The 24,297-nt window shown below is 70.9% G+C and carries 19 protein-coding genes; 13 read left to right on the top strand and 6 right to left on the bottom strand.

Annotated elements, in window-relative coordinates:
• Positions 1-51 precede the first annotated feature (51 nt).
• Both BGO46_RS10415 and BGO46_RS10410 read right to left on the bottom strand, forming a co-directional pair.
• Entirely contained in the window at positions 52-930 is an 879-nt protein-coding gene (locus BGO46_RS10415) for a Cof-type HAD-IIB family hydrolase (RefSeq protein WP_292674230.1), read from the bottom strand.
• 68 nt (positions 931-998) lie between these two features.
• Entirely contained in the window at positions 999-1,895 is an 897-nt protein-coding gene (locus tag BGO46_RS10410; RefSeq protein ID WP_292674228.1) for an EamA family transporter, read from the bottom strand.
• A gap of 359 nt (positions 1,896-2,254) precedes the next feature.
• Here BGO46_RS10410 and BGO46_RS10405 point away from each other — a divergent pair, with 359 nt between their 5' ends.
• The 8 genes from BGO46_RS10405 to radA all read left to right on the top strand — a co-directional run bounded on the left by BGO46_RS10405 (position 2,255) and on the right by radA (position 11,507).
• Complete coding sequence (locus BGO46_RS10405) at positions 2,255-3,205, top strand: PhnD/SsuA/transferrin family substrate-binding protein (RefSeq protein WP_292674225.1); 951 nt, start codon at positions 2,255-2,257, stop codon at positions 3,203-3,205.
• Positions 3,206-3,230: 25 nt separating this feature from the next.
• A complete protein-coding gene (gene phnC / locus BGO46_RS10400) occupies positions 3,231-4,169 on the top strand; it encodes a phosphonate ABC transporter ATP-binding protein (protein ID WP_292674222.1) in 939 nt (312 codons plus the stop codon).
• Positions 4,169-6,010: an ABC transporter permease subunit gene (locus tag BGO46_RS10395; RefSeq protein ID WP_292674220.1), complete on the top strand. Its 1,842-nt coding sequence runs from the start codon at positions 4,169-4,171 to the stop codon at positions 6,008-6,010. The genes phnC and BGO46_RS10395 overlap by 1 nt, the downstream gene beginning before the upstream one ends.
• Positions 6,011-6,016: 6 nt before the next feature.
• On the top strand, positions 6,017-7,096 hold the full coding sequence (locus BGO46_RS10390; protein ID WP_292674217.1) for a TIGR03364 family FAD-dependent oxidoreductase: 1,080 nt from the start codon (positions 6,017-6,019) through the stop codon (positions 7,094-7,096).
• Positions 7,097-7,125: 29 nt separating this feature from the next.
• Positions 7,126-7,803 (top strand): HAD-IA family hydrolase, encoded by a 678-nt coding sequence (locus tag BGO46_RS10385; protein WP_292674214.1) that lies wholly within the window; start codon positions 7,126-7,128, stop codon positions 7,801-7,803.
• Positions 7,800-9,017 (top strand): alcohol dehydrogenase catalytic domain-containing protein, encoded by a 1,218-nt coding sequence (locus tag BGO46_RS10380; RefSeq protein ID WP_292674212.1) that lies wholly within the window; start codon positions 7,800-7,802, stop codon positions 9,015-9,017. The genes BGO46_RS10385 and BGO46_RS10380 overlap by 4 nt, the downstream gene beginning before the upstream one ends.
• A gap of 73 nt (positions 9,018-9,090) precedes the next feature.
• Complete coding sequence (locus BGO46_RS10375; protein WP_292674210.1) at positions 9,091-10,044, top strand: L-lactate dehydrogenase; 954 nt, start codon at positions 9,091-9,093, stop codon at positions 10,042-10,044.
• Positions 10,045-10,145: 101 nt separating this feature from the next.
• Positions 10,146-11,507, top strand: coding sequence for a DNA repair protein RadA (gene radA / locus BGO46_RS10370; protein WP_292674208.1), 1,362 nt, complete (start codon positions 10,146-10,148; stop codon positions 11,505-11,507).
• Positions 11,508-11,671: 164 nt separating this feature from the next.
• Here the strand turns inward: radA and BGO46_RS10365 are convergent, their stop codons facing one another.
• From BGO46_RS10365 to BGO46_RS10355, 3 genes are all read right to left on the bottom strand, one after another.
• Complete coding sequence (locus BGO46_RS10365) at positions 11,672-12,073, bottom strand: dehydrogenase (protein WP_292674206.1); 402 nt, start codon at positions 12,071-12,073, stop codon at positions 11,672-11,674.
• Between the two features lie 356 nt (positions 12,074-12,429).
• Complete coding sequence (locus tag BGO46_RS10360; protein WP_292674203.1) at positions 12,430-13,131, bottom strand: hypothetical protein; 702 nt, start codon at positions 13,129-13,131, stop codon at positions 12,430-12,432.
• Between the two features lie 63 nt (positions 13,132-13,194).
• Positions 13,195-13,695 carry an amino-acid N-acetyltransferase gene (locus BGO46_RS10355; protein WP_292674200.1) on the bottom strand — a complete coding sequence of 167 codons (501 nt, stop codon included), beginning with the start codon at positions 13,693-13,695 and terminating at the stop codon, positions 13,195-13,197.
• A 63-nt stretch (positions 13,696-13,758) separates the two neighbouring features.
• Here BGO46_RS10355 and BGO46_RS10350 point away from each other — a divergent pair, with 63 nt between their 5' ends.
• The 5 genes from BGO46_RS10350 to BGO46_RS10330 all read left to right on the top strand — a co-directional run bounded on the left by BGO46_RS10350 (position 13,759) and on the right by BGO46_RS10330 (position 22,649).
• Complete coding sequence (locus tag BGO46_RS10350; protein WP_292674197.1) at positions 13,759-17,100, top strand: transglutaminase family protein; 3,342 nt, start codon at positions 13,759-13,761, stop codon at positions 17,098-17,100.
• The gene (locus BGO46_RS10345; RefSeq protein ID WP_292674194.1) at positions 17,097-19,610 is read left to right on the top strand and encodes a circularly permuted type 2 ATP-grasp protein; all 2,514 of its coding nucleotides are present in this window, start codon (positions 17,097-17,099) and stop codon (positions 19,608-19,610) included. Before BGO46_RS10350 ends, BGO46_RS10345 begins: the two co-directional genes overlap by 4 nt.
• Positions 19,607-20,491 carry a transglutaminase family protein gene (locus BGO46_RS10340; protein WP_292674192.1) on the top strand — a complete coding sequence of 295 codons (885 nt, stop codon included), beginning with the start codon at positions 19,607-19,609 and terminating at the stop codon, positions 20,489-20,491. Before BGO46_RS10345 ends, BGO46_RS10340 begins: the two co-directional genes overlap by 4 nt.
• A 160-nt stretch (positions 20,492-20,651) precedes the next feature.
• A complete protein-coding gene (locus tag BGO46_RS10335; protein WP_292674189.1) occupies positions 20,652-21,644 on the top strand; it encodes a putative zinc-binding metallopeptidase in 993 nt (330 codons plus the stop codon).
• Positions 21,645-21,686: 42 nt separating this feature from the next.
• Positions 21,687-22,649, top strand: a complete 963-nt coding sequence (locus BGO46_RS10330; RefSeq protein WP_292674187.1) for an amidase domain-containing protein — start codon at positions 21,687-21,689, stop codon at positions 22,647-22,649.
• Positions 22,650-22,940: 291 nt separating this feature from the next.
• Here BGO46_RS10330 and BGO46_RS10325 read toward each other — a convergent pair.
• The coding region (locus BGO46_RS10325) for an ATP-dependent Clp protease ATP-binding subunit (RefSeq protein ID WP_299985979.1) at positions 22,941-24,297 on the bottom strand (1,357 nt) is incomplete at its 5' end.

Genomic DNA, 24,297 nt, shown 5'->3' with positions numbered 1-24,297 from the left:
GCCAAGCAGGGGTTTTTCCATTTCCATCGCACCGTGGCAACGCCCCGCGGCTCACACCACCGGCAGCCCCGCGAGCCAGCGCAGCGTCGCGGCGACGCCGTCGGCGTCGTTCGACGGGGCGATGTAGTCGGCCTCGGCGAGCACGGAGGGGTCGGCGTTCGCGGGAGCGACCGACGTGCCCACGCGTCGGAACAGGCCGAGGTCGTTGCGCCCGTCGCCGATCGCGACGACCTCACTGAACGGCACATCCAGTCCCCCGGCGATGACCTCGACGCCCGTCGCCTTGTCGACCCCACGCGCCGTGATCTCGAGGTACGCCGCGTTCGATGTCTCCGCCGTCACCGACGCCGGCATCACTCTGCGCAGCGCCTCGATCTCCTCCGGATGCCGCGCGATGAACAGGATCTTCACCGGCGCCTCCAGCCCGTCGAAGTCCGCCACGAGTTGCGGGGCCATCCCCACGATCGACCCTTCGTGGGCGATCTCATCGGTGACCTCGTCCACGAACCACCCGGTCGGGGTGTACCAGCTGGTCGCGACGCCGAGCGACCGGGCCGCCTCCGCAACCTGCCCGGCCACAGCCAGCTCGATCGGCGTCGTCGCGATGACGCTCGGTCTGCCGTCCGCGTCGAACGACGCGACGAGCGCTCCCTGAAACCCCACGAACGCGCTCGGCGCCACGATGCCCAGCGCCTGCAGGTACTGCCACATCCCGCCGGGCGGACGCGACGACGCGAGAGTGAGCTGGATGCCGGCAGCGCGCGCCACCTGGGCAGCGGCGACCGTCTCCTGAGCGAGCGTCCGGTCAGACCGCAGCAGCGTGTGGTCGACGTCGATCGCGACGAGGCGCGGCCGGTGCGTGCGCTCGGCACCGGTATCCGTCCGTTGCATCACGAACGACGCGGACGAGGCATCCTCTGCAGTGCTCATGCCCTCGACGTTACGCCAGCCACCCCAACCGGCGGCCGGGGCGCCACAGACTGCAGCGGCATCACCGCTCACATCGCGATGAGCAAGACACCCGCCGCGACGAGGACGGATGCCGCGACGCGCCGACCGGGATGCGCCTCGCGCAGCACCCACGCACCGAACAGACTCACCAGCACGACGCTCACCTCGCGGATCGGCGCGACGAGCGCCACAGGTGCGATCGTGATGGCGGTCAGCACGAGAATGTACGACAGCGGCGAGAGGAATCCGAAGGCCACCAGCCGGCGCCAGTGCATCCGCCAGACCGCGCCGAGCGACCCGAACGCGTCTCGGCGCGCGCGCCGCGCCACCATCAGGAGCGTCAGCAGCGGCAGCTCGAGCGCCGTGCAGCCGACCATGTAAGCGACCGGCGGCACCTCCCAGGTGCGCAGGGCGAAGGCATCCCACACCGTGTACGCCGCGATCGCCACCCCGGTCAGCAGCCCGAACACGACGGCCGGGTCAAGGCCGGGCCGGCGCCGCGTCCCCGACCCGCGCTCGCGCTCACGGTCGACGAACCCGACGGCGACGACGCCCACGATGACGGCCAGCACCCCCACCACAGCCACCGCCGACAACCGCTCGCCGAGCACCACCACGGCGACCACGACGGTCAGCAGGGGTCCTGTGCCGCGCGCTGTCGCGTACGCGGTCGACAGGTCGCCCACGGCATAGCCGCGCTGCAACACCAGCATGTATGCGACGTGCAGCACGGCCGAGGTGCCCACCCCGGCGCAGAACCCGGAAAGACTCGCCGGCCCCCACCCACCCGTGAACGGGATCGCTACTGCCCACATCACGGTGCTGAGCAGCGCTCCCCACCACAGGAACGGCACTCCGCTGCGGCTCGTGCCGTGGGCGATGATGTTCCACGCCGCGTGCGCGACGGCGGCGGCAAGGACGAGAACGAGAGCAAGAACAGACACGCGGACCCTTCGCCTCGCCGCGGGCGCGACGAGGGGGTCCTCCGGGCTTTTGTCCTGTCAGATGACGCCCGCCACCGCAGGGTGCGGGCGTGGCGCCGCTCGGACCAGGCGGGCCGGCTCGAAGCCGAACCCCGGAACCCTAGGCGCTATCGCGATCCACGCTACCGCGACATTCCGCACTCCGCCGAACCGGCGGCGGCGAAGGCGCAGGCGAAGACAACCGTTCACCTTTCCCTCACCCGCCGTCTTCCCGCAGGCCAGGAAGCCACCGAGTCGACTGCCAACGTTCGCTTGCGTCCCTTCCCACATCTGCCCGGCACGACCGTGCCCGGGCACGTCCGAAGAAAGGCCGCATTCCCATGCGTCTGAACACCCGCAGCTTCGCCGCCCTCGGCGCCGGCATCGCCCTCCTGGCAGCGCTCACCGGTTGTGCCGGCACGACCGCTTCCGCTGACAGCGACACCAGCACCGACAACGCCACCACGATCGAGGGCACCTTCGCCTCGGGCGACTCGAACACGATCGTCTTCGCGACGCTCCCCGACCACGAGGGCGCTGAGCAGGATGCCCAGCCCATCGCCGACTGGATCGCCGAGATCACCGGCAAGGAGGTCAAGTTCTTCGAGGCCACCGACTACACCGCGGTCGTGCAGGGCCTGGCCGCGGGCCAGATCGACGTCGCCCAGATCTCCGCCTTCACCTACTACCAGTCGCAGGCGGCCGGTGCCGAGATCGAGCCCATCGGCGCGCAGATCACCGCAGAAGGCGCCGAGCCCGGCTACTTCTCGGTCGCGCTGAAGAACCCGGCATCCTCGGCGACGACGCTCGCCGACTTCGCCGATCAGCCCGTCTGCTTCGTCAATCCGACGTCGACCTCGGGCCGCGCGATCCCGGTCAGCCAGCTGCTCGAGGCCGGTGTCACCGTCTCCGACGAGAACACGGTCTACGGCGAGTCGCACGACCTCAACGCCGCCAAGATCGCTGAGGGCGTCGACTGCCAGGTCGGCTTCGCTCAGGACGTCGACGCCGACCCGCTCATCGCGTCGGGCGCGCTCGAGGAGATCGACCGCTTCCAGGTTCCCGCCGCGCCGATCGTGATGCAGGCCGCCCTGCCGCAGGACGTCAAGGACCAGCTCACCGCCGCGATCGCCGACAGCACGCAGGCATCGCTGACGGATGCCGGTATCGAGCTCAACGAGTTCCTCACCGAGAACTGGTTCGGCTTCGGCGCCGTCGACGACTCGTACTACGACACGATCCGCTCGGTCTGCACCCTGATCGCCGACCAGGTCGAGGCCTGCCAGGCGTAAGCCCGGCATCGAAACGGAGCATGACATGACCCACAGCGACACCCCGGCCGTCCAGATCACCGACCTGGGTAAGACCTACCCGGGCGCGGCTAGCCCTGCCCTGACCGGGGTGTCGCTGTCGGTCTCTCCCGGCGAGATCGTCGTCCTGCTCGGCCTCTCCGGCTCGGGCAAGTCGACGCTCCTGCGCCACATCAACGGGCTCGAGACGCCCACCACCGGCACCGTCGTCTCGCTCGGCGAGGACGTGTCGGCCCTCACCGGCCGGCCGCTGCGCGAGTTGCGCGGCCGCATCGGCTTCATCTTCCAGCAGTTCGAACTCGTCGGCGCCCTCACGGTGCTCGAGAACGTGCTGACCGGATCGCTCTCGACGCTGCGCGGCCCCCGCATCGGCGTCCGCACCTACCCCAAGCAGCTGCGTCTGCGTGCGCTCGGTCACCTCGACCGCGTCGGACTGCTCGAGCGTGCGTACCAGCGCGCCGACACCCTCTCGGGCGGCCAGCAGCAGCGCGTCGCGATCGCCCGCGCACTCATGCAAGAGCCCGACATCCTTCTCGCCGACGAGCCCGTCGCCTCGCTCGACCCCGAGTCGAGCAGCCAGGTCATGGGGCTCATCCGCGAACTCGCCGCCGAGCGGGGCCTGACCGTCGTGTGCAGTCTGCACCAGGTCGACCTCGCCCTCAGCTGGGGCGAGCGCATCGTCGGCCTGCGCGCCGGCGAGGTCGTGCTCGACACCCCCACCGACGACCTGACGCGCGAGCAGGTCATGGAGATCTACGGCCGCGTCGCCGTCACGACCGGTGAGATCACCGCGATCGAGACCGAGCTCGCCGACATCCGAGAACAGCTCCTCAGCGAGGGTGCGACCGAGGGTGGCATCGCTTCAGAGGATGCCCGCGCCGAGGCCCTGCGTGCACAAGCCGGCGAGCGCCTGGCGGAGGACTTCGCCAACGAGGAACCCGCCTGATGACCGCCGTGCTGAGCGCGCCGCCGCAACCGTCCGCTGCACGCCTGCAGGCGATCAAGCGGCCCCGCCCGCTCACCGCGACGGTCGTCTCGTACTCGGTCATCGCGGGGATCGCGATCCTCGGCATCTGGTCGTTCGCCGCGCTCGACTACAGCTTCAAGAGCCTCGAGACGACATTCGCCAACCTCAGCCGCTTCATCGGCATGGCCACCCCGATGCAGTGGCCGGGGTGGAACGTCGTCGGCACCCGTCAGCCCGACGGCACGACGACCTTCGTGACCGAATGGGTCGGCATCGAGCCGATCCTCGACACGTTCGGCAGTATCGCGATCACTCTCGCGCTCGTGATCGCCGGCACCGCCCTCGCGGCCGTCCTGTCGATCCCGGTCGCCTACGGCGCCGCCCGCAACACCGCGCCGGGCCGCGTCGCGCTCGCGATCTCGCGCTTCATCGGCGTCGTCATGCGCGCGATCCCCGACGTGGTCTTCGTCGTCTTCCTCGCCTTCCTGTGGTTCAACTCGGGCACGCTGCCGGCGATCGTCGCGATCGGGCTGCACTCGGTCGGCATGATCTCGAAGATGTTCGCGGATGCCGTCGAGCAGATCGACGAGGGACCGCGCCTGGCCATCCGCGCGGCGGGCGGCTCGAAGTCGCAGGAGTTCTGGTCGGGCGTCGTGCCGCAGGCACTGCCCGCCTGGATCGCCGTCACCCTCCACCGCGCCGACATCAACCTGCGCGGCACCGTGATCCTCGGTGTCGTCGGCGTCGCCGGACTCGGCTACGACCTCGATGAGGCCCTGCACGCCGGCCCCGCCGGCATGCGCCGGGTCATCCCGATCGTCCTCATCATCATCGCGCTGTGCATCGTGTTCGAGATCATCTCGTCGCTCATCCGTGCGCGCCTGCTGGGTGTGCGCCCGACCGGACGCGGCACGGGTGACACGGTCGTGCGCGCCCTCGCGAAGCGATCGTCGCGCCTCGCCGCGTCGATCGACCGCAACGGTGCCTCAAGTGACGAGGTCGCGCGCGCCGCGCGCATCGAAGCCGTGATGCACCGCCCGTGGGACCGCGGGCGGGTTCTGACAACCGCGTGGATCTGGCTCGGCATCCTCATTGTCGTCTGGGCCTTCGTCTACGCGGGCCCCGACCTCGCGCGCCTGGTGAGCGGCTGGCGGTTCGACCAGGTCGTCAACGCCGAGCTCGACCGCGCGATCTGGCCGCCGAACTTCGGCACGCGCGACGTCGGCACAGTGCTCGCGGCGGTCGGCACGACGCTGCAGGTCGCGTTCGCGGCGACCCTCATGGGCGCACTCATCTCGGCGTTCGTCGGCCCGCTCTCGGCGCGCAACGTCGCGCCGAACGGCGGCGTGCGCAACCTCTTCCGCGGCATCGCCCTCGTGCTGCGCGCGATCCCCGACCTCGTCGTGGCGATCATCTTCATCATCGCGACAGGGTTCGGCCCGCAGGCTGCCGCCCTCGCCCTCGGCATCGGCGGTGTCGGCCTGCTCGCCAAGCTCGTCGGCGATTCGATGGAGGAAGTGCCGAACGGCCCCGAGCGCGCCGTCGGCGCTGCCGGAGGCAGCCGCACCCAGGTGTTCTTCGCGTCGACACTGCCCATGTCGGTGCCCTCGACGGTCAGCCACCTGATGTATCTGCTCGAGCAGAATGTGCGCTCGGCGACGCTGCTCGGCATCGTCGGCGCGGGCGGCATCGGCTTCCTCCTGCTGAACGCCCTGCAGGGTCGCCACTTCGATCAGGTCTTCGCGTATGTGCTCGTCATCATCGCGATGGTCGTCGTCGTCGAGACGGCGGCGATCCTCATCCGCCGCGCGCTGAAGTAGGTCGGCATGGCACGCGACACGTACGACCTCATCGTGGTCGGGGCCGGCATCGTCGGCCTCGGGCACGCCGCCGCTGCCGTCGAGCGCGGGTTGAAGGTCGCGATCGTCGAGCGGGCCGATGCCATCGCGGGCGCGAGCATCCGCAACTTCGGCCACATCGGCGTCGGCGCGCACGCCGGTCAGGCGGGCGAGTACGCACGCCGCAGCCGCGAGCTGTGGTTGCGGCTCGCGGAGCGCGCGGGGTTGTGGATCCGTCAGGACGGCGCGATCGCGGTCGCCCGCCACGAAGACGAGCTCGCCGTGCTGCGCGAGAGCAACGCCGGCCCCCTGCTGTCGGCCGACGAGGTGAGTGAGCTCGTTCCGGTGCGCGGCGCGGTCGGGGGTATCCGCTTCGCTGACGACCTTCAGGTCGATCCGCGTGCGGCGGCCCCGGCGATTGCGGCGCACCTGGGCGCGCGCGGCGTCGACTTCCACTGGCGCACGGCAGCGCTCGGGGCTGAGACCGGCACGCTGCACACGACACGCGGACCGCTGCACGCACAGGCGATCGTCTTCGCCGTGAACGCCGACGTCGACCAGCTCTTCCCCGAGATCGCGGCCGCGCACGACGTGCAGCGGTGCAGCCTCGACATGCTGCTCGCCGACGGCGTGGGGCTGCCCGTGCCGCTGCTGACCGGCTCGTCGATGCTGCGCTACTCCGCGTTCGCGACGACGCCAGCCGCGGCCGACGTGCGGGCGAGATACGAGCGGGATGCCCCCGAGGTGCTCACGTACGACGTCAACCAGATGTACACCGAGCGCCCCGACGGCACCCTGATCGTCGGCGACACGCACGATGTGCGGGTGACACCGTCGCCGTTCCAGGACGAGCGCGCGTTCGAGCTGCTGCTGAGCCTCGGCGCCGACCTGTTCGACGCGCCGCTGCGGGTGCGCGAGCGGTGGCAGGGCGTCTACGCGCGCGCCCCGCACGAGTTCTTGAAGGCGGCGCCCGCCGACGGCATCCGCGTCGTATCGGTGACGACCGGCATCGGCATGACCTGCGGACTCGGCCTGGCCGAATCCGTCATCGACGACCTCTGGCGCTGAGGCCACATCCCCCCTCGAAGGAGAAACGAATGACCCGCATCGAAACCGTCGTGCTCGACATGGCCGGAACGACCGTCGCCGACGACGGCCTCGTCGTCGGCGCGTTCACGCGCGCGTGGGACCGCCTGCCCGCCGCGGCATCGGCCGACCGTGATGCCGCGATCGCGCACGTCGTCGCGACGATGGGGCAGTCCAAGATCGAGGTCTTCCGGGGGCTCGTCGATGAGGATGCCGCGCACGAGCTCAACGGCCTGTTCGAAGCCGCTCTCGACGAGCTCGTCGCCGAGAGCGCTGCCGCCCTGCCCGGCGCCGAAGACACGATCCGCGCCCTGCAGGATGACGGACGCACCGTCGTGCTGACGACCGGCTTCTCGCGCACGACGGTCGACGCGCTGCTCGCGCGCCTGGGCTGGGAAGAGCTCGTCGCCGTCGTCCTCACCCCCGCCGATGCGGGCCGCGGACGCCCCGCGCCTGACCTGAACCTGCTCGCGGCGATCCGCACCGGCGTCTCGTCGGTCGACGCTCTCGCCGTCGTCGGCGACACCGAGTCGGATGCCCGCAGCGGTGTGCGCGCCGGCGCGGGCCTCGTCGTCGCCGTCCGCACCGGCGGGCACGCGGCCGAAGACGCGCTGCGCGACGCGGGCGCCGCGCACGTTCTCGATTCCGTCGCCGAGCTGCCGGAGCTGCTCAGCCGGCTCGGCCGATGACCGGCCGCGTCGCGGCTCCTGCGGGAGCGGCGACGGTGCGGACGGGTTCGGAGACAGCGGTGCACCTGGGCCACGGCTCGGCATCTGCCGCTCAGCCACACGCGCCGGTCACACGACTGCGACTCGCACCGGCGCCCGAGGCGCTTGTGTTCCGCGGCGTCGGCGAGGGCTTCGAGCGCATCGCCGTACCCGACGTGTACCTGCACGAGGGCGACCTGCTCGTGCGCGTCGAGATGGCGACCGTGTGCGGCTCAGACCGGCACACCGTCTCGGGGATGCGCCACGAGAGCACGCCGCTCGTACTCGGCCACGAGCAGGTCGGCAGAGTCGTCGCCGTCGGTCCGGGCACGGCGCCGCGCACCGTCGACGACCGGCCGCTCGCGATCGGCGACCGCATCGTGTGGGCCGTCGCCGTCTCGTGCGGAACGTGCGCCCGGTGCCGCAGCGGGCTCGAGAACAAGTGCCTCCACCTACGCAAGTACGGACACACCCGCACGAGTCGCGGATGGGAGCTCACGGGCGGTTTCGCGACGCACGTGCACGTCGTCGCGGGATCGGCCGTCGTGAAGGTCCCCGAAGATCTACCGGCCGCCGTCGCCGCGCCCGCGTCGTGCGCGACCGCGACCGTGGTCGCCGCACTCGACGCCGCGGCGGCGCTGCGGCCCGTGGACGGCGGCATCGTCGTGGTGTCGGGATGCGGGATGCTGGGCCTGACGGCCGTCGCGCTCGCCCGCGCCGCCGGCGCCACCGTCATCGGCGTCGACCCCGACCCCGAGCGCCGGCGCCAGGCCATGCTGTTCGGCGCCGCGGAGGCGGTCGCGCCGGGGCGCGAGGCACTGGCATCCGCCGTCTCACGTGCCTCGTCGTCGACGGATGCCGACGGATTCACCGTCGCCCTCGAATTGTCGGGCGCCGGCAGCGCGATCGTCGACCTGCTGGCGACGGCGGGCGTCGGCGCGGCGATCGTGCTCGTCGGCAGTGTCTTTCCGGCGGCCCCCGTGCCCGTCTCGGCAGAGGACGTCGTGCGCCGACTGCTCACGATCACGGGCGTGCACAACTATCGCCCCGAGCACCTGCTGCGCGCCGTCGCGTTCCTGCGCACCGCCGACCACGCGCTGTTCGGCTCGCTCGTCGAGAAAGCGATCACGATGCCCGAGCTTCCCGCCGCGATCTCGGCACCGTCCGCCGCGGCGCGGATCGCCGTTCGGCCGTGACTCTGGACCGGGCCGTCGGGGCTACCGCAGGTCGGCGGTGGCCTCTGCGACCAGGCCCTGACAGACTGGGCGCATGAGCGTGATCGAGAACTCGAAGCTGACCGTCGTCGGTGCGGGGGCGGTCGGATCGTCCGTCGCCTATGCCGCCCTCATCCGCGGGTCCGCCCGCCACGTCGCCCTGTACGACATCGCCGCCGAGAAGACCGAGGCCGAGGTGCTCGACCTCGCCCACGGCGCCCAATTCACCGGGTCGAGCGACATCATCGGCGGGGCCGACATCTCGGTCACCGCCGGGTCGCACGTCGTCGTGATCACGGCCGGCGCGAAGCAGAAGCCGGGCCAGACCCGCATCGAGCTCGCGGGCGTCAACGCCAACATCCTGAAGTCGATGATGCCGCAGCTGCTCGAGGTCTCGCCCGACGCCACCTTCGTCATCGTCACCAACCCGTGCGACGTGCTCACCGTGCTCGCACAGGAGACCACCGCCCTGCCGTACGAGCGCATCTTCGCGTCGGGCACGGTGCTCGACACGTCGCGCCTGCGCTGGAAGATCGCGCAGCGCGCGGGCGTCTCGATCTCGAGCGTGCACGCCTACATCGTCGGCGAGCACGGCGACACCGAGTTCCCGCTGTGGTCGCATGCGACCATCGGCACCGTGCCGATCCTCGACTGGCAGCCCCTCGACGGTCAGCCGAAGTTCACGCAGGCAGAGCTCGACCAGATCGCGGTCGACGTGCGGGATGCCGCGTACAAGGTCATCCAGGGCAAGGGTGCTACCAACTATGCGATCGGCCTGTCGAGCGCCCGCATCGTCGAGGCCATCCTCAACGATGAGCACAGCGTCATGCCGGTCTCGACCGTGCTGGACGACTTCCAGGGCGTGAGCGGCGTCGCCCTCTCGGTGCCGTCGGTCGTGTCCGCGGCGGGCGCCGAGCCCATCCGCGAGACGTCGTTCGACGCCGCCGAGCAGGACCTCTTCCGCCACTCCGCCACGGCGCTGCGCGAGGTCGCCGACTCGCTGCGCTGAGGCGGGCTCGCGCTGAGCCCCGGCCGGGCTCGCGCCGCGGGCTGAGCCGGGCTCGCGCCGCGGCGCGCCGCGGTGTCGGATGCCGCGGATAGCCTGGGTGCATGGCATCCAAGCGCGCGGCGACCACCATGGCGTACCGGTGCACGGAGTGCGGCTGGACGAGCGTCAAGTGGGTGGGCCGCTGCGGTGAGTGCCAGCAGTGGGGCACGGTCGTCGAGGCGGCGACGCCGACCGGCATCGGCGCGGCTGCGGTGACGCCGCTGGCTCCCACGCGGTCGGCGCGGCCGATCACCGAGATCGACACGCGCGAGACGCCGCGCCGCAGCACCGGCGTCGGCGAGTTCGACCGGGTGCTCGGCGGCGGCATCGTGCCGGGGGCGGCAATCCTGCTGTCGGGCGAGCCGGGCGTCGGCAAATCGACACTGCTGCTCGAGGTCGCGGCGCAGAGCGCCCGCGCGGGGCGACGCGTGCTGTACGCGAGTGCCGAGGAGTCACTCGGCCAGGTGCGTCTGCGCGCCGAGCGCACCGGCGCGCTGCACGACGAGCTGTACCTCGCGAGCGAGACCGATCTCGCCACGATCCTGGGGCACGTGGATGAGACGGCCCCCGATCTGCTGATCGTCGACTCGGTGCAGACGGTGTCGTCGTCGCTGATCGACGGCGCCGCGGGGCATCCCAGTCAGGTGCGCGAAGTCGCGTCGACGCTGATCCGCGTCGCGAAAGAGCGCGGGCTGCCGGTCATCCTCGTCGGTCATGTCACGAAAGACGGCCAGGTCGCTGGCCCCCGGATCCTCGAGCACCTCGTCGACGTCGTGTGTCACTTCGAGGGCGACCGGCAGACGTCGCTGCGGTTCGTCCGGGCGCTGAAGAACCGCTTCGGCGCGACGGATGAGGTCGGATGCTTCGAACAGACGCAGCACGGCATCGCCGAAGTGCCCGACCCGAGCGCGCTCTTCCTCGGCCACGGCTCGCGCGAGCCCGGCACGTGCGTCACGATCGCACTCGAAGGTCGTCGCGCACTGCCCGTCGAGGTGCAGGCGCTGACGATGCAGGGCTCCGGCCCCAACCCGCGCCGGATCGTGAGCGGTGTCGACGGCGCGCGGGTCGCGATGATCCTCGCGGTGCTCGAGAAGCGGGCAGGCATCCGTGTGTCAGACCAGGACGTCTACGTCTCGACCGTCGGCGGCGTGCGGCTCGTCGAGCCGGCCGCAGACCTCGCGATCGCCCTCGCCGTCGCAAGCGCCGTGTCGAACCGCGCGAATCCCGCCAAGCTCGTCGCGATCGGCGAGCTCAGCCTCGCCGGCGAAGTCCGCGCCGTGACGCAGCACCAGCAGCGCCGCAGCGAGGCGACCCGGCTCGGCTATCGGTCGGTCGTCGACACCTCGTCGGCCAGCCTGAAGGGCGCCCTGCGCGACCTCGCGCGCCTGCACCCCATCGCCCCCGGCGACGAACCCGGCTTCTGAGGCGGCGCGGGCGCCCCAATTCAGGTCGCTCCTGCCCCACCCACGCGTCGTCGCGGTGGCCGTGTCCCTCCTACGCACCATGTCCCAATAAATGCTGTCTCAAGCCCCCTGAACCAGCCGTTTTTGGGACATGGTCTGCGGTTAGTGGGACATGGGCAGGGCGGTCACGCGTCGAGCGCGGCGATGACGTCGGCGGGGCTCGCCTGCATCGGGTGCGGGCCGGCGACGTCGAAGAACACCGTCGTGATCTCCTTCTCGTGGACGCTCAAGAACGCCCGCAGCCAGGCGGGCGACTGCAGCGCCACCGCGGGCGGAAGGGCCGCCGGCTTGTGCGCCGCATCGCTGAACAGCAGCAGCGCGACGTCGCCCGTGCTCGGGTCGCGGTACGTCCACACCTCGCCGACATCACGCGGGTCGTCGCGCTGGCCGGCTCGCAGCAGCGGCACGACGGTCGGTCCGTGGCGCAGCGCAAAGGCGAGCGCCGCCATGTCCTGCGTCTGCAGCGCATCAGCCAGCTGCGGATTGCGGAACTCGAGGGATGCCTTCGCGCGCTTCTTCCCAGCCATCGCTCCAGCCTAGAAGAATCACACGAGGAGACTCGCGGGGACGTCCGTCTGAGGGGGGCCCTCTCGATCCCCACATTGGGGACTGGGAGAATCGAGAGGGCCAGAGCTCACTGGGCGAAACGTCCGAATGTCGAGACCACTGGGGTTGGTGTCGAGGTCCACTGCTGGGGACAGCGGGGACTCGCCTCAGGAGCTGGTACCCAGATTACGCGCGTCGATCGTCCGCGCGACCCCTCAGAGCATTCCAGCGGATGAGAATCCTCTCAGACAGTGAATCGTCTCACAGACAATTGACAGGGCACAGACAGCCCGTCATCAGACGACACCGCCAGCCGACTTTTCCCGCCCGGATCGGGTCACCGCAGCTGGAACATCTTCGTGTCGGCGCCCTGGATGCCACCGATCGACACCTGCAGGTGGAAGTATCCGGCGGGCGCCTGCGAACGCGAGGAGTCGCACGTGTCGACAGATGAGCGCGTGCGATCCCACGCGAGCGGCGTCACCGACGAGACCGTCCGCCCGGCGTCGAGCTGCACGACCTGATCGCTCGGATCGGACTGGCAGTCCGTCGAACGCCACCACGTGTCGGTGCCGCTCGTGATGACGAACGACTGCTTCGCGGTGCCGACGTTGATCAAGCACGGCTGGTCGGAGTTGTTCGACAGCATGATCGACAGCTGCGGCAGCTCGCCCGCGCCGTACGAGTCCTTGTCGGTGACGGCCTGCACCGAGATGTCCGACGTCGTGCACGCCGCGATCGCAGGCTCGGTCGAAGACGCCGACGGATCGGATGCCTCGGACGAGTCGTCGGAAGCAGCATCGGATGCCGCGGTGTCAGCCTCCTCGGCATCCGTCGACGTCGGCGTCGACGTCGTGTCGGGCTGGGCGGTGACCGACACGCTCTTCGACCCGGTCGGCGCGGGCACGGCCCACCCCTGCCACGGTTGCCAGAGCACGAGCGCCACGATGCCGGCGATGACGACGAGCACCGCCAGCAGCACGACGAGTCGCCGGCGCCGGTATACGGCGGGCGAGTGTCGACGGCGCGGAGTGCTCACGCATCCAGGCTAAGCCGGGGCATCCGCGGGGCGTGCCGGGCGCGCGGGCGAGCGCCAACCCCGTCAGAGCTGCTTGAGCATGCGGGTGTTGCCGAGGGTATTGGGCTTGACGTGGGCGAGATCGAGGAACTCGGCGACACCCTCGTCAGGGCTGCGCAGCAGTTGCGAGTAGACGTTCGCGTCGACGATCTGCTCGCCGATCGGGGCGAATCCGCGCCGCGTGAAGAAGTCGACCTCGAACGTGAGGCAGAACAGACGCGACAGCCCGAGGGCGAGCGCGTTCTGCTCGAGCCGCTCGACGAGCGCACCGCCGACGCCGTGGTGCAGCCACTCGTCGGCGACGATGAGCGTGCGCACTTCGCCGAGGTCCTCCCACATGACGTGCAGCGCGCCGCAGCCGACCAGCACGCCGTCGCTCTCGGCGACCACGAACTCCTGCACCGATTCGTAGACGGTGACGACCTCTTTACCGAGCAGGATGCGCCGCGCCACCCACGGTTCGAGCAGTTCCAGGATGCCGCGCACGTCCGACGTGCGGGCGGGGCGGACGGTGTAGTCGGGCACGGCACCACTGTATTGCCGATCGTCCGTAACCCATCCGCAACAGGAATGCACGAAGCTGTGTTCATGTCGATCAAGGTCGCGCTCGAGCACTACACCGGCTACGAGTTCGCGCATCCCGTCAACGTCGCTCCGCACGTGATCCGGTTGCGCCCGGCACCGCACGCGCGTACGCCGATCGAGGCGTACTCGCTCGACATCCAGCCGGCGAACCACTTCCTCAACTGGCAGCAGGATCCGTTCGGCAACTGGCTGGCCCGCATCGTCTTCCCCGAGAAGGTCAGCAAGCTCGAGATCACGGTCGGCGTCGTCGCCGACATGATGGTGATCAACCCGCTCGACTTCTTCATCGAGGAGTACGCCGAGCGCTTCCCGTTCGCGTACGACCCCGCGCTGGCGGCCGATCTCGCACCGTATCTGCGCCCCGTCGACGACGCCGTGCAGGCGGATGCCTGGCGCTCGGGCCTGCCACCGTTGCCGGATGACGGCCTGCCGACCGTGCTGTTCCTGTCGCAGCTCAACCGCGCCGTCGCCGGCGCCGTCGACTACTCGGTGCGCATGGAGCCGGGCGTGCAGACCCCCGACCACACGCTCGCGTCGGGCATCGGCTCGTGCCGTGACAGCGCGTGGCTGCTCGTGAGTCTGCTGCGCCAGTACGGCCTCGCGGCGCGATTCGTGTCGGGCTACCTCGTACAGCTGGCCTCAGACCAGAAGTCGCTCGACGGGCCGAGCGGACCCGAGCACGACTTCACCGACCTGCACGCGTGGGCTGAGGTGTTCATCCCCGGCGCGGGATGGATCGGGCTCGACGCGACGAGCGCGCTGTTCGCGGGCGAGGGACACATCCCGCTGTCGGCGACGCCGCATCCGTCGAGCGCGGCGCCCATCACCGGCGCGACGGACCCGGTCGGGGTGACGTTCTCGTTCCACAACGAGGTGCGGCGCATCCACGAAGACCCACGCACGACGAAGCCCTACACCGACGAGCAGTGGGCCCGCATTGACGCGGCGGGCGAGCTCGTCGACGAGCGCCTGCGGGCGGGCGACGTGCGCCTGACCCTCGGCGGCGAGCCGACCTTCGTCGCGCTCGACGACGCGACCGCTGCCGAGTGGAACACGGACGCCGACGGCCCGCACAAGCGCGAGCTCGCGAACCTGCTCGCCGAGCGCCTGCGTCAGACATATGCCCTCGGCGGCATAGTCCATCGCGGCCAGGGCAAGTGGTACCCCGGTGAGCCCCTGCCCCGCTGGAACATCGCCCTGCAGTGGCGCACCGACGGCATCCCGCTGTGGGAGCACGCCGACCTGTTCGCCGACCCGTGGTCCGACGCGGTTGCGGCGGGCGCCGCGACGGATGGCGCGGCCGAGGGCGCGGCCGACCCCGCGACCGACGGCACGACCGGGGCGAAGGATGCCCCCGCCGCCGCCCGCGCCGAGGCTCTCGCCCGCCGTGTGACCGCGCTGCTGGGCCTGCCGCCCGAGCAGCTGCTGGGGGCGTACGAAGACCCGCTCGCGAGCCTCGCCGCCGACCTGCGCCAGCCCGACGGCCCGCGGCCGAGCGCTGACCACCCGAAGACCGACGACCTCGATGCCGCTGACGTCGCCGAGCTCGACGCCTCCGTCACCGCGCCGACGGGGTTCGTGCTGCCGCTCGCGATGGGCGAGGAGTGGTCGAGCCCCGCGTGGCGCTTCCGCCGCGGCCGCCTCGTCCTCACGCCCGGGTCGAGCGCTGTGGGCCTGCGTCTGCCACTGGATGCCGTCGCGTGGACCGACCCGGAGCGGGAGGGCGAGCCGTCGTACGTCGAGGCCGGCCCACCCCTCGACCCGGCGCTACCGCCCGTCACCGTCGTGAGCCCGGAGGGTGCCGCGACGACGGCCCTCGCGTTCGAATCCCGCGACGGCCACGTGCACGTGTTCCTGCCGCCGACGACACGGCTCGACGACTACGCCGCGCTGCTGCGCGTCATCGAGACCGCCGCCGTCGAGGTCGGCACACCGCTCGTGCTCGAGGGCTACGGCCCGCCGCCGGACGCACGCCTGACGCAGCTCATCGTCACGCCCGACCCCGGCGTCATCGAGGTCAATGTGCAGCCGACCTCGTCGTGGGCCGAGCAGCGTGCGCTCACGTTCGACCTGTACGAGCAGGCCCGCCAGGCGCGTCTGTCGACCGAGAAGTTCGATCTCGACGGCACCCACACGGGCACCGGCGGCGGCAACCACATCACGCTCGGCGGGCGCCAGCCGATCGACTCGCCGCTGCTGCGTCGCCCGGATCTGCTCGCGTCGCTGATCACCTACTGGCAACGGCATCCGTCTCTCTCGTACCTCTTCTCGGGCCGCTTCATCGGCCCGACGAGCCAGGCGCCACGCTTCGACGAGGGCCGCCCCGAGGCGGTCTACGAGATGGAGATCGCGCTGCAGGAGCTGCGGCGGCTCGCGGCCGAGACCGAAGAGCCGCGGCCGTGGCTCGTCGACCGCGCGCTGCGGCACCTGCTGACCGACCTCACCGGCAACACGCACCGCGCCGAGTTCTGCATCGACAAGCTCTACAGCCCCGACTCAAGCCGCGGCCGGCTCGGGCTGCTCGAGCTGCGCGGCTTCGAGATGCCGCCGCACCCGCAGCTCGCGCTCGTGCAGGCTCTGCTCGTGCGCGGGCTCGTCGCGATGTTCTGGGAGCAGCCGCTCACCGCTCCCCTCGTGCGCTGGGGAACAGCCCTGCACGAGGACTTCCTGCTGCCGCAGGGCGCGCGCCGCGACATCGGCGAGGTCGTCGCCGACCTGCGCGCACACGGCATCGCCTTCGAGGAGAGCTGGCTCGAGCCGTTCGTCGAGTTCCGCTTCCCCCGCATCGGCGTCACGCGGATCGACCCGGGCATCACCCTCGAGCTGCGCCAGGCGATCGAGCCGTGGCACGTCCTCGGCGAAGAGGCGACGGCCGGCGGCACCGCCCGCTACGTGGACTCCTCGGTCGAGCGCATCCAGGTGACCGTCGCCGGCATCGACCCCGCGCGCCACCTGGTGGTCGTCGGCGGCGCCGCCGTGCCGCTCACCCCCACCGGAAAGCAGGGCGAGTACTACGCCGGCATCCGGTATCGGGCATGGCAGCCGTGGTCGGCGCTGCATCCGTCGATCGCCGTGCATGCCCCGTTGACGGTCGAGGTGATCGATGCGGATGCCGCGGTCTCGCTCGGCGGCGCGACGTACCACGTCGTGCATCCCGGGGGCCGTGCGTACGAGCATCCGCCCGTCAACGCCAACGAAGCCGAGGCACGTCGCTCGGGCAGGTTCGAGCCACGAGGTCACACACCCGGTAGGTTCGATGTGGCCGCAGCGCGTGAAGCGGGGGCGCGCGCCGCGACATCCGACTACCCTCGCACCCTGGACCTTCGGAGGGTTCCCCCGGCGTGAGTGTGCTCCGCGACTACGCCACGGCAGTGGCCCAGCCGACGCTGCCGCTGTCGGCAGTGCCCGAGATCGGCCGCTATGACGAGGTCATCGCGGCCGACGGCTCCCTGCGCCCCGCCTGGCAGTCGCTGGCATCGCTCGCCCTCGCGCTCACGCCCGACGAGCTCGACCGCGTCGACGGCGAGATCGTCCGCTTCCTCGCCGACGACGGCGTCTCGTATCTGCGGCACGGCACGGGTGCGCAGCCGTGGCAGCTCGACCCGATCCCGCTCGTCATCGAGGCCGCGGCGTGGGGGCGCCTCGAGGTCGGACTCGCGCAGCGCGCCGAGCTGCTGAACGCGCTGCTGACCGACCTCTACGGCCCGCAGACGCTGCTGCGCGAGGGCATCGTGCCGTCGTCGATCGTGTTCGGACACAGCGGATTCGTCCGCCCGATCGCCCGGCCGAGCGCGTTCGATCCGCATCCGCTGCTGCTCGCCGCGACCGACCTCGGGCGCGACGCCGACGGCGAATGGCACGTGCTCGCCGATCGCGTGCAGGCGCCGTCGGGCCTCGGCTTCGCCGCCGAGAACCGGCGCGTGATCTCGCAGGTGCTGCCCGATCTCTCCCAAGAGAGCAGCCTGCACCGCATCGATCCCTACTTCTCGGCGTTCCGCGCGGCGCTGCTGTCGTCGGCACCCGAGGGCATCGACGACCCGCACGTCGTGATCATGTCGCCCGGAACGTTCAGCGAAACGGCCTTCGACCAGGCCTTCCTCGCGAACGCGCTCGGCTTCCCGCTCGTGCAGGGCAGCGACCTCGTCGTGCGCGACGGGTACGTCTGGATGAAGCCGGCGCGCTGGCCGTCGACGAAACCCACCGACCGCATCGACGTCATCATTCGACGTGTGGATGCCCAGTGGTGCGACCCGCTCGAGCTGCGCGGCGACTCGCGCCTCGGCGTCGCGGGGCTGAGCGAGGCCGTGCGCCGCGGCCGTGTGCGCCTCGTCAACGGGCTCGGTGCGGGCGTGCTCGAGAACCCGGGTCTGCTGCCGTTCCTGCCCGCCGCGTGCGAGCACCTGCTCGGCGAGCAGCTGCGGCTGCCCTCGACGCCGACGTGGTGGTGCGGCGACCCTGAATCGCGCGCGCACGTGCTCGCCGCCGTCGAAGCCGGCGACCCCGACGTGTTCGTGCGCACGATCGACGAACCCCGCAAGGACTTCGCGGGGTTGCCTGCCCCCGAGCTCGCCGCGCGCATCGAGGCCGAGCCGCACCGCTTCGTCGGGCAGCGCACGCTGTCGCTGTCGCAGGCACCCGTGTGGCGGCCTTCTCGTGAGGCATCCGCTCTGCCGTTGACCCTGCGCACGTTCACCCTGCGGTACGGCTCGGCGTACCGGCCGATGCTCGGCGGGCTCGCGACCGTGCGCGAGCACGTGGATGCCTCGCCGCGCACGAAGGATGTCTGGGTGCTCAAGGACGCACTCACCGACGCCGACCAGAACCTCGCCGAGATCACTCCCCCCTCGACCTCGCGCAGCGTGCCGCCCCTGGCACCCCGTGCGCTGGCCGACATGTTCTGGACCGGCCGCTACGCCGAGCGCGCCGAAGACGTGCTGCGTCTGGCGCTGGCGGCGCAGGCCGAGCTCGACCAACCAGGCGCGCGCACGGCCGACCGCCTCGACGAGAACGTGCGCGTGCTGATGAGCGTCATCGCACGCCTCGCCGGGCGCCGCTCAGACGACCCCGAGGCTGAGTTCCGCGACCTGCTGCTCGACAGCCGACGCGCCGGAACGGCCGCGCACTCGATCGCGCGGCTGCGCGACGCGATGGAGGGTGTGCGCGACCAGCTCTCCGGCGACACGTGGCGCGTCTTCTCGCACATCGACCGTGCGGCGCGCGCGCTTCGCAACGCGCCGCATCCCCACCGCACCGCCGAATCGGCGGGCCGCATGCTGTCGGCCATGCTGTCGCTCTACGGCATCACGGCGAACATGGTGCGCGACACCGGCTGGCACATGATCGAGGCGGGTCGCTCGCTCGAGCGCGGGCTGCAGCTGACGCATCTGCTGCGCGGGCTCGCCGAGCAGCGCAGTCCGCGCGACGACCGCTCCGTGCTCGAGGCGATGCTGCTGTCGGCGGAGAGCATCGTGACCTACCGCCGCCGCTACCGCGGGTCGCCCCGCGTCGCCGACGCGCTCGACCTGCTGCTGCTCGACCGTGGCAACCCGCGCTCGCTCGCCTTCGCGCTCGATGCCCTCCGCAGCCACGTCGCCGCGATGCCGGCATCCACCGGATCGACGCGCGCCGAGAGATTGCTCGACCAGTTCGAGTCCGACCTGCTCGCCGTCGACGCCGCCGAGCTCGCACGCGTGCGCGGTGGCCGCCGCGACCGGCTCGTCCAGGCGCTCGACGACATCGCCGCGAGCCTCGAACAGCTCTCCGACGCCATCGGGCACCTGCACTTCGAGAGCGGCCCGCCGCCCGTCCCGCTGTCTGAGCTGTCGCTGGTCGAACTGCTGGAGGCGCGGGTATGAAGCGCTACCGGGTGTGGCACCGCACGGCGTACACGTACGCGAAGCCGGTGCAAGACAGCGTGGGACTGTTCCACCTCGTGCCGCGCGCGCTGCCGTGGCAGTCGGTGGCGGATGCCGGGGTCGCGATCGATCCCGCGCCGAAAGACATCTCGGCCGACGTCGACTACTTCGGCAACTCGGCGACGTACTTCCACCTGACCGACGCGCACGCCGAGCTCACGATCGAGGCGAGCAGCGAGGTGACGATCGAGACGCCCGACTACGACGCCGCCGCGCTCGCACAGCCGTGGGAGCTCGCCCGCCCGCTCGTGCACCCCGACCAGCAAGGCGCCTGGAGCGCCGCCGAATACGCCCTGCCGTCGGCGCGCGTGCCGCACGTCGCCGAGGCGACGGCGTATGCCGCGGCATCCTTCACTCCGGGCCGGCCGATCGGCGAGGCGGCGACCGATCTGATGCAGCGGATCTTCCGCGACTTCGACTACGACAAGACGGCGACGACGGTCACGAGCACCGTCGCCGACGCGATGCAGCGCCGTGCGGGCGTGTGTCAGGACTTCGCGCACGTCGCGCTCGCGTGCCTGCGCGGCCACGGCATCGCCGCGCGCTACGTCTCGGGCTACCTCGCGACGCAGCCGCCGCCCGGCAAAGAGCGCGTGTTCGGCGCGGATGCCTCGCACGCGTGGCTCGCCGTCTGGCTGCCGGGCACCGACCAGTGGCTCGCAATCGACCCGACGAACAACCAGTGGGCGAACGACCGCTACGTCACGGTCGCGTGGGGGCGCGACTACGGCGACGTCTCGCCGGTGAAGGGCATCATCTACACGAAGGCGAAGAAGTCGACCCTGCGGGTGCAGGTCGACGTCGCGCCCGTCGAGGGCTGATTCCGACGCCCGGCACGATCCGCTGGGGCACCGACTCCGCAGTGTGTCGCGTACTCCGCAGCCGGAGGCATCCTTTTCTGCGGAGTTCGTGCGGTTCTGCGGAGTTCGTGTCATGTGCGGGCACGTTCTGCTCGCGCGCAGAGTATGCGACGCTGGATTCATGAAGGCCTACACGTGCCGCGTGTGCGGCAACGCCCTGTACTTCGAGAACTCGGTGTGCGTGTCGTGCGGCGCCGCGCTCGGGTACTCGCGCGAAGAGCGCGACATCGTCCCGGTCGATGCCGGGCGATATGTCGACGCGGCAGGGCTCGTGTGGCACGTGTGCCGCAATCTCGGCCTGTCGGGGTGCACGTGGCTCGCCCGGCTCGAGGGCGGCCAGTGCGCCGCGTGCGACCTGACGCGGGTGCGCCCCGCCGATGCGGATGCCGCGGGCCTCGCCGCGTTCCCCGTCGCCGAGCGCGCCAAGCGCCACCTCGTCGCCGAACTGGATGCCCTCGGGTTCCCCGTCATCGGCAAGGCCGAGGACCCCGTCGGAGGCCTGGCCTTCGACATGCTGTCGTCCACGAGCGAGCAGGTGATGATCGCGCACGCCGACGGCGTCGTCACGATCGACCTCGCCGAGGGCGTCGACTCGCACCGCGAGCGCGTGCGCGAGATGCTCGACGAGCCGTACCGCACGATGCTCGGCCACCTGCGGCACGAGGTCGGCCACTACTTCGAGTGGCGCCTCGTCGAGACCGTCGGCGGCGCGACGCTCGCGCAGGCACGCGCTCTGTTCGGCGACGAGAGCGCCGACTACCAGGCATCCGTCGCCCAGCACTACGAGAGCGGCCCGCCAGTCGACTGGCCGTCGCGGTACATCTCCGCCTACGCCACGATGCACCCCTACGAGGACTTCGCCGAGACGTGGGCACACTACCTGCACATCTCGGACACGGTCGAGACGGCTGTCGCGACGGGGCTGCTGCCCGCGACCGACATCATCGGCTACCCGAGCTTCTCGGCCCTCGTCACCGACGTCTGGATCCCGCTGTCGACGGCGCTCAACCTCGTCAACCGCTCGATGGGCGCGGCCGACCTGTACCCGTTCGTGCTGGCCGAACCCGTGCTCGCCAAGCTCGACTTCGTCGCGGGGTTGCGCCCGGCCGGCTGAGGCTCGGCTTCGCTCACAGCCGATCTTGCTAGTGTCGGGGCCGTGCCTTCTGCCCCCACCACCCGCGCTGCGCGTCGTCGGCGCGTCGCGCGGCGCCGCCGTGCCGCCGCCGGAGTCATCGCGGTCGTCATCGTCGCGGCCCTGACGGTCGGCGTTTTCGGGTTCGTGCGGTCGCTCTCAGAGCGGCCCGCGTCGACAGCGGGCGCGGCCGACGTCTCCGCAGCGCTGGATGCCGCGGACGCCAGCGCCGAGCCGAGCCCGACAGCCACCGCGGCGGCCCCCGACGTCGACACCGCCGCGGCCGCCGATGCAGCCCTGGCTGTGCTGGGCGACTACTCCGACGCCTCGCGCGCGACCGAAGACGCGCTGTACGCCGCGACAGAGACCCTGCGCGCCGCGACCACCGCCGATGAGGCCGACGCGGCCCAGGCGCAGGTCGACGCAGCATCCGCCGCCGTCATGGCGGATGCCGAGGCCTTCCGCGCCGAGATCTCCGCGGCCGCCACCGGCGACCAGCCCACGGGCGGCGATGTCGCAGCCCAGCTCGCCTACCTGCACCAGTACGTCACGGACTACAACAGCGACCAGTGGGGCGACTACAACGCCTACGGCGGCGACTGCACGAACTTCGCGAGCCAGGGGCTGATCGCGCGCGGCTGGCATATCGACGGCGCCTGGTACTCCCAGGGCGCGATGTGGACGGCCTCGAAGCCGTGGATCGCGACCGCGCCGATGGCCGCGTACTTCGACTCGCTGGGCTTCAGCTACTCGACCGAGACCGACCTCGACCGCGTGCGCGTCGGCGACATCGGCATCTTCAACTGGGGTGAGACCGGCAGCGGCGTGGACCACACGATGACCGTGTCGAAGGTCGAGTACAACCCCGATGGCCCGCCGACGGTGTACTTCGTGAGCCACAACTACGACGGCGACTTCCGTGAGCTGACCAACGCCCTCTACGTCGAGCACTCCGACTCGACGGTGCGGATCTACCACATCCCCTGATCGGCGCCCGCGCTCCCCGCCGCGCCCTGCGATCACCCACCACCCCACCGCAATAACTCAGGAGCGGCGCGACCCCGCGCGCGGCGCCCACCGATTCCGCCGCGGAACGACGCGGCGAGCACGATCGCCGTCGTCGGCGGTTCCTGAGTTATTGCGGTGCGAGCGGCGAGAGCGCCGAGAACGCCGCCGCGGTGACTGCCCAGACACGACGAGAACGGGTCGGATGCCACCTGGCATCCGACCCGTTCTGTGTCAGCTGGCCCCTGAGCTTGTCGAAGGGCCTGTCGAGGGTTACGCCCCCGCGACGATGTCGGGCGTGGCCTCGATCGCGCCGGCGGCGCCGACGCCGACCGCGACCTTCTCGCCGCGCGGACCGTGCTCGAACACGAACTTCCCGTTCTCGGCGTCGACCTTCACGTGGTCGCCCGCGTTGAGCTCGCCGTGCAGGATGCGCTCCGAGAGCTGGTCCTCGACCTCGCGCTGCATGGCGCGGCGCAGCGGCCGGGCACCCAGCGTCGGGTCGAACCCGATCTCGATGAGGCGGTCCTTCGCGGCATCGGTCAGTTCGACCGTCATGTCACGGTCGAGCAGACGCTCGCTGAGGCGCTTCGTGAACAGGCCCACGATCTGGCGGAGCTCTTCCTTGTTCAGCTGCGGGAAGACGATGACGTCGTCGACACGGTTGAGGAACTCGGGCTTGAAGTGCCGCTTGAGCTCCTCATCGACCTTGCCCTTCATCCGCTCGTACGTCGTCTGCGCGTTGCCCTCGACCTGGAACCCCACCGGGCCGCCGGCGATGGCCTGCGAACCGAGGTTGGTCGTCATGATGATGACGGTGTTCTTGAAGTCGACGACGCGCCCCTGACCGTCGGTCAGGCGCCCCTCTTCGAGGATCTGCAGCAGCGAGTTGAAGATGTCGGGGTGGGCCTTCTCGATCTCGTCGAACAGCACGACCGAGAACGGCTTGCGGCGCACCTTCTCGGTGAGCTGGCCGCCCTCTTCGAAACCGACGAACCCGGGAGGGGCACCGAACAGCCGCGAGACGGTGTGCTTCTCGCCGAACTCGCTCATGTCGAGCGAGATCAGCGCGCCCTCGTCATCGAAGAGGAACTCGGCGAGCGCCTTGGCGAGCTCGGTCTTTCCGACGCCCGTGGGGCCGGCGAAGATGAACGAACCGCTGGGACGCTTCGGGTCCTTGAGGCCCGCTCGCTGACGGCGGATCGTGCGGGAGAGTGCCGCGATGGCCTCTTCCTGCCCGATGACGCGCTGGTGCAGCGCCTTCTCCATGAAGACCAGGCGGCTGGTCTCCTCTTCGGTGAGCTTGAATACGGGGATGCCCGTGGCCTGCGCGAGCACTTCGGCGATCAGGCCCTCGTCGACGACCGCGTGGGTCGCGACGTCACCCGAACGCCACTGCTTCTCGAGGCGCAGGCGCTCGGCGAGCAGGGACTTCTCCTCGTCGCGCAGGGCCGCGGCCTTCTCGAAGTCCTGCTCTTCGCTGGCGAGCTCCTTGTCCTCGCGGACCTTGGCGATCTTCTCGTCGAACTCGCGCAGCTCGGGCGGGCTCGACAGGATCGACAGGCGCAGGCGGGCGCCGGCCTCGTCTATCAGGTCGATCGCCTTGTCGGGCAGGAACCGGTCGCTGATG

Origin of the sequence: Microbacterium sp. 70-16 (assembly GCF_001898315.1) — a bacterium.
Taxonomy (GTDB): Bacteria; Actinomycetota; Actinomycetes; order Actinomycetales; family Microbacteriaceae; genus Microbacterium.
This window is presented reverse-complemented; position numbering and strand designations above follow the sequence as displayed.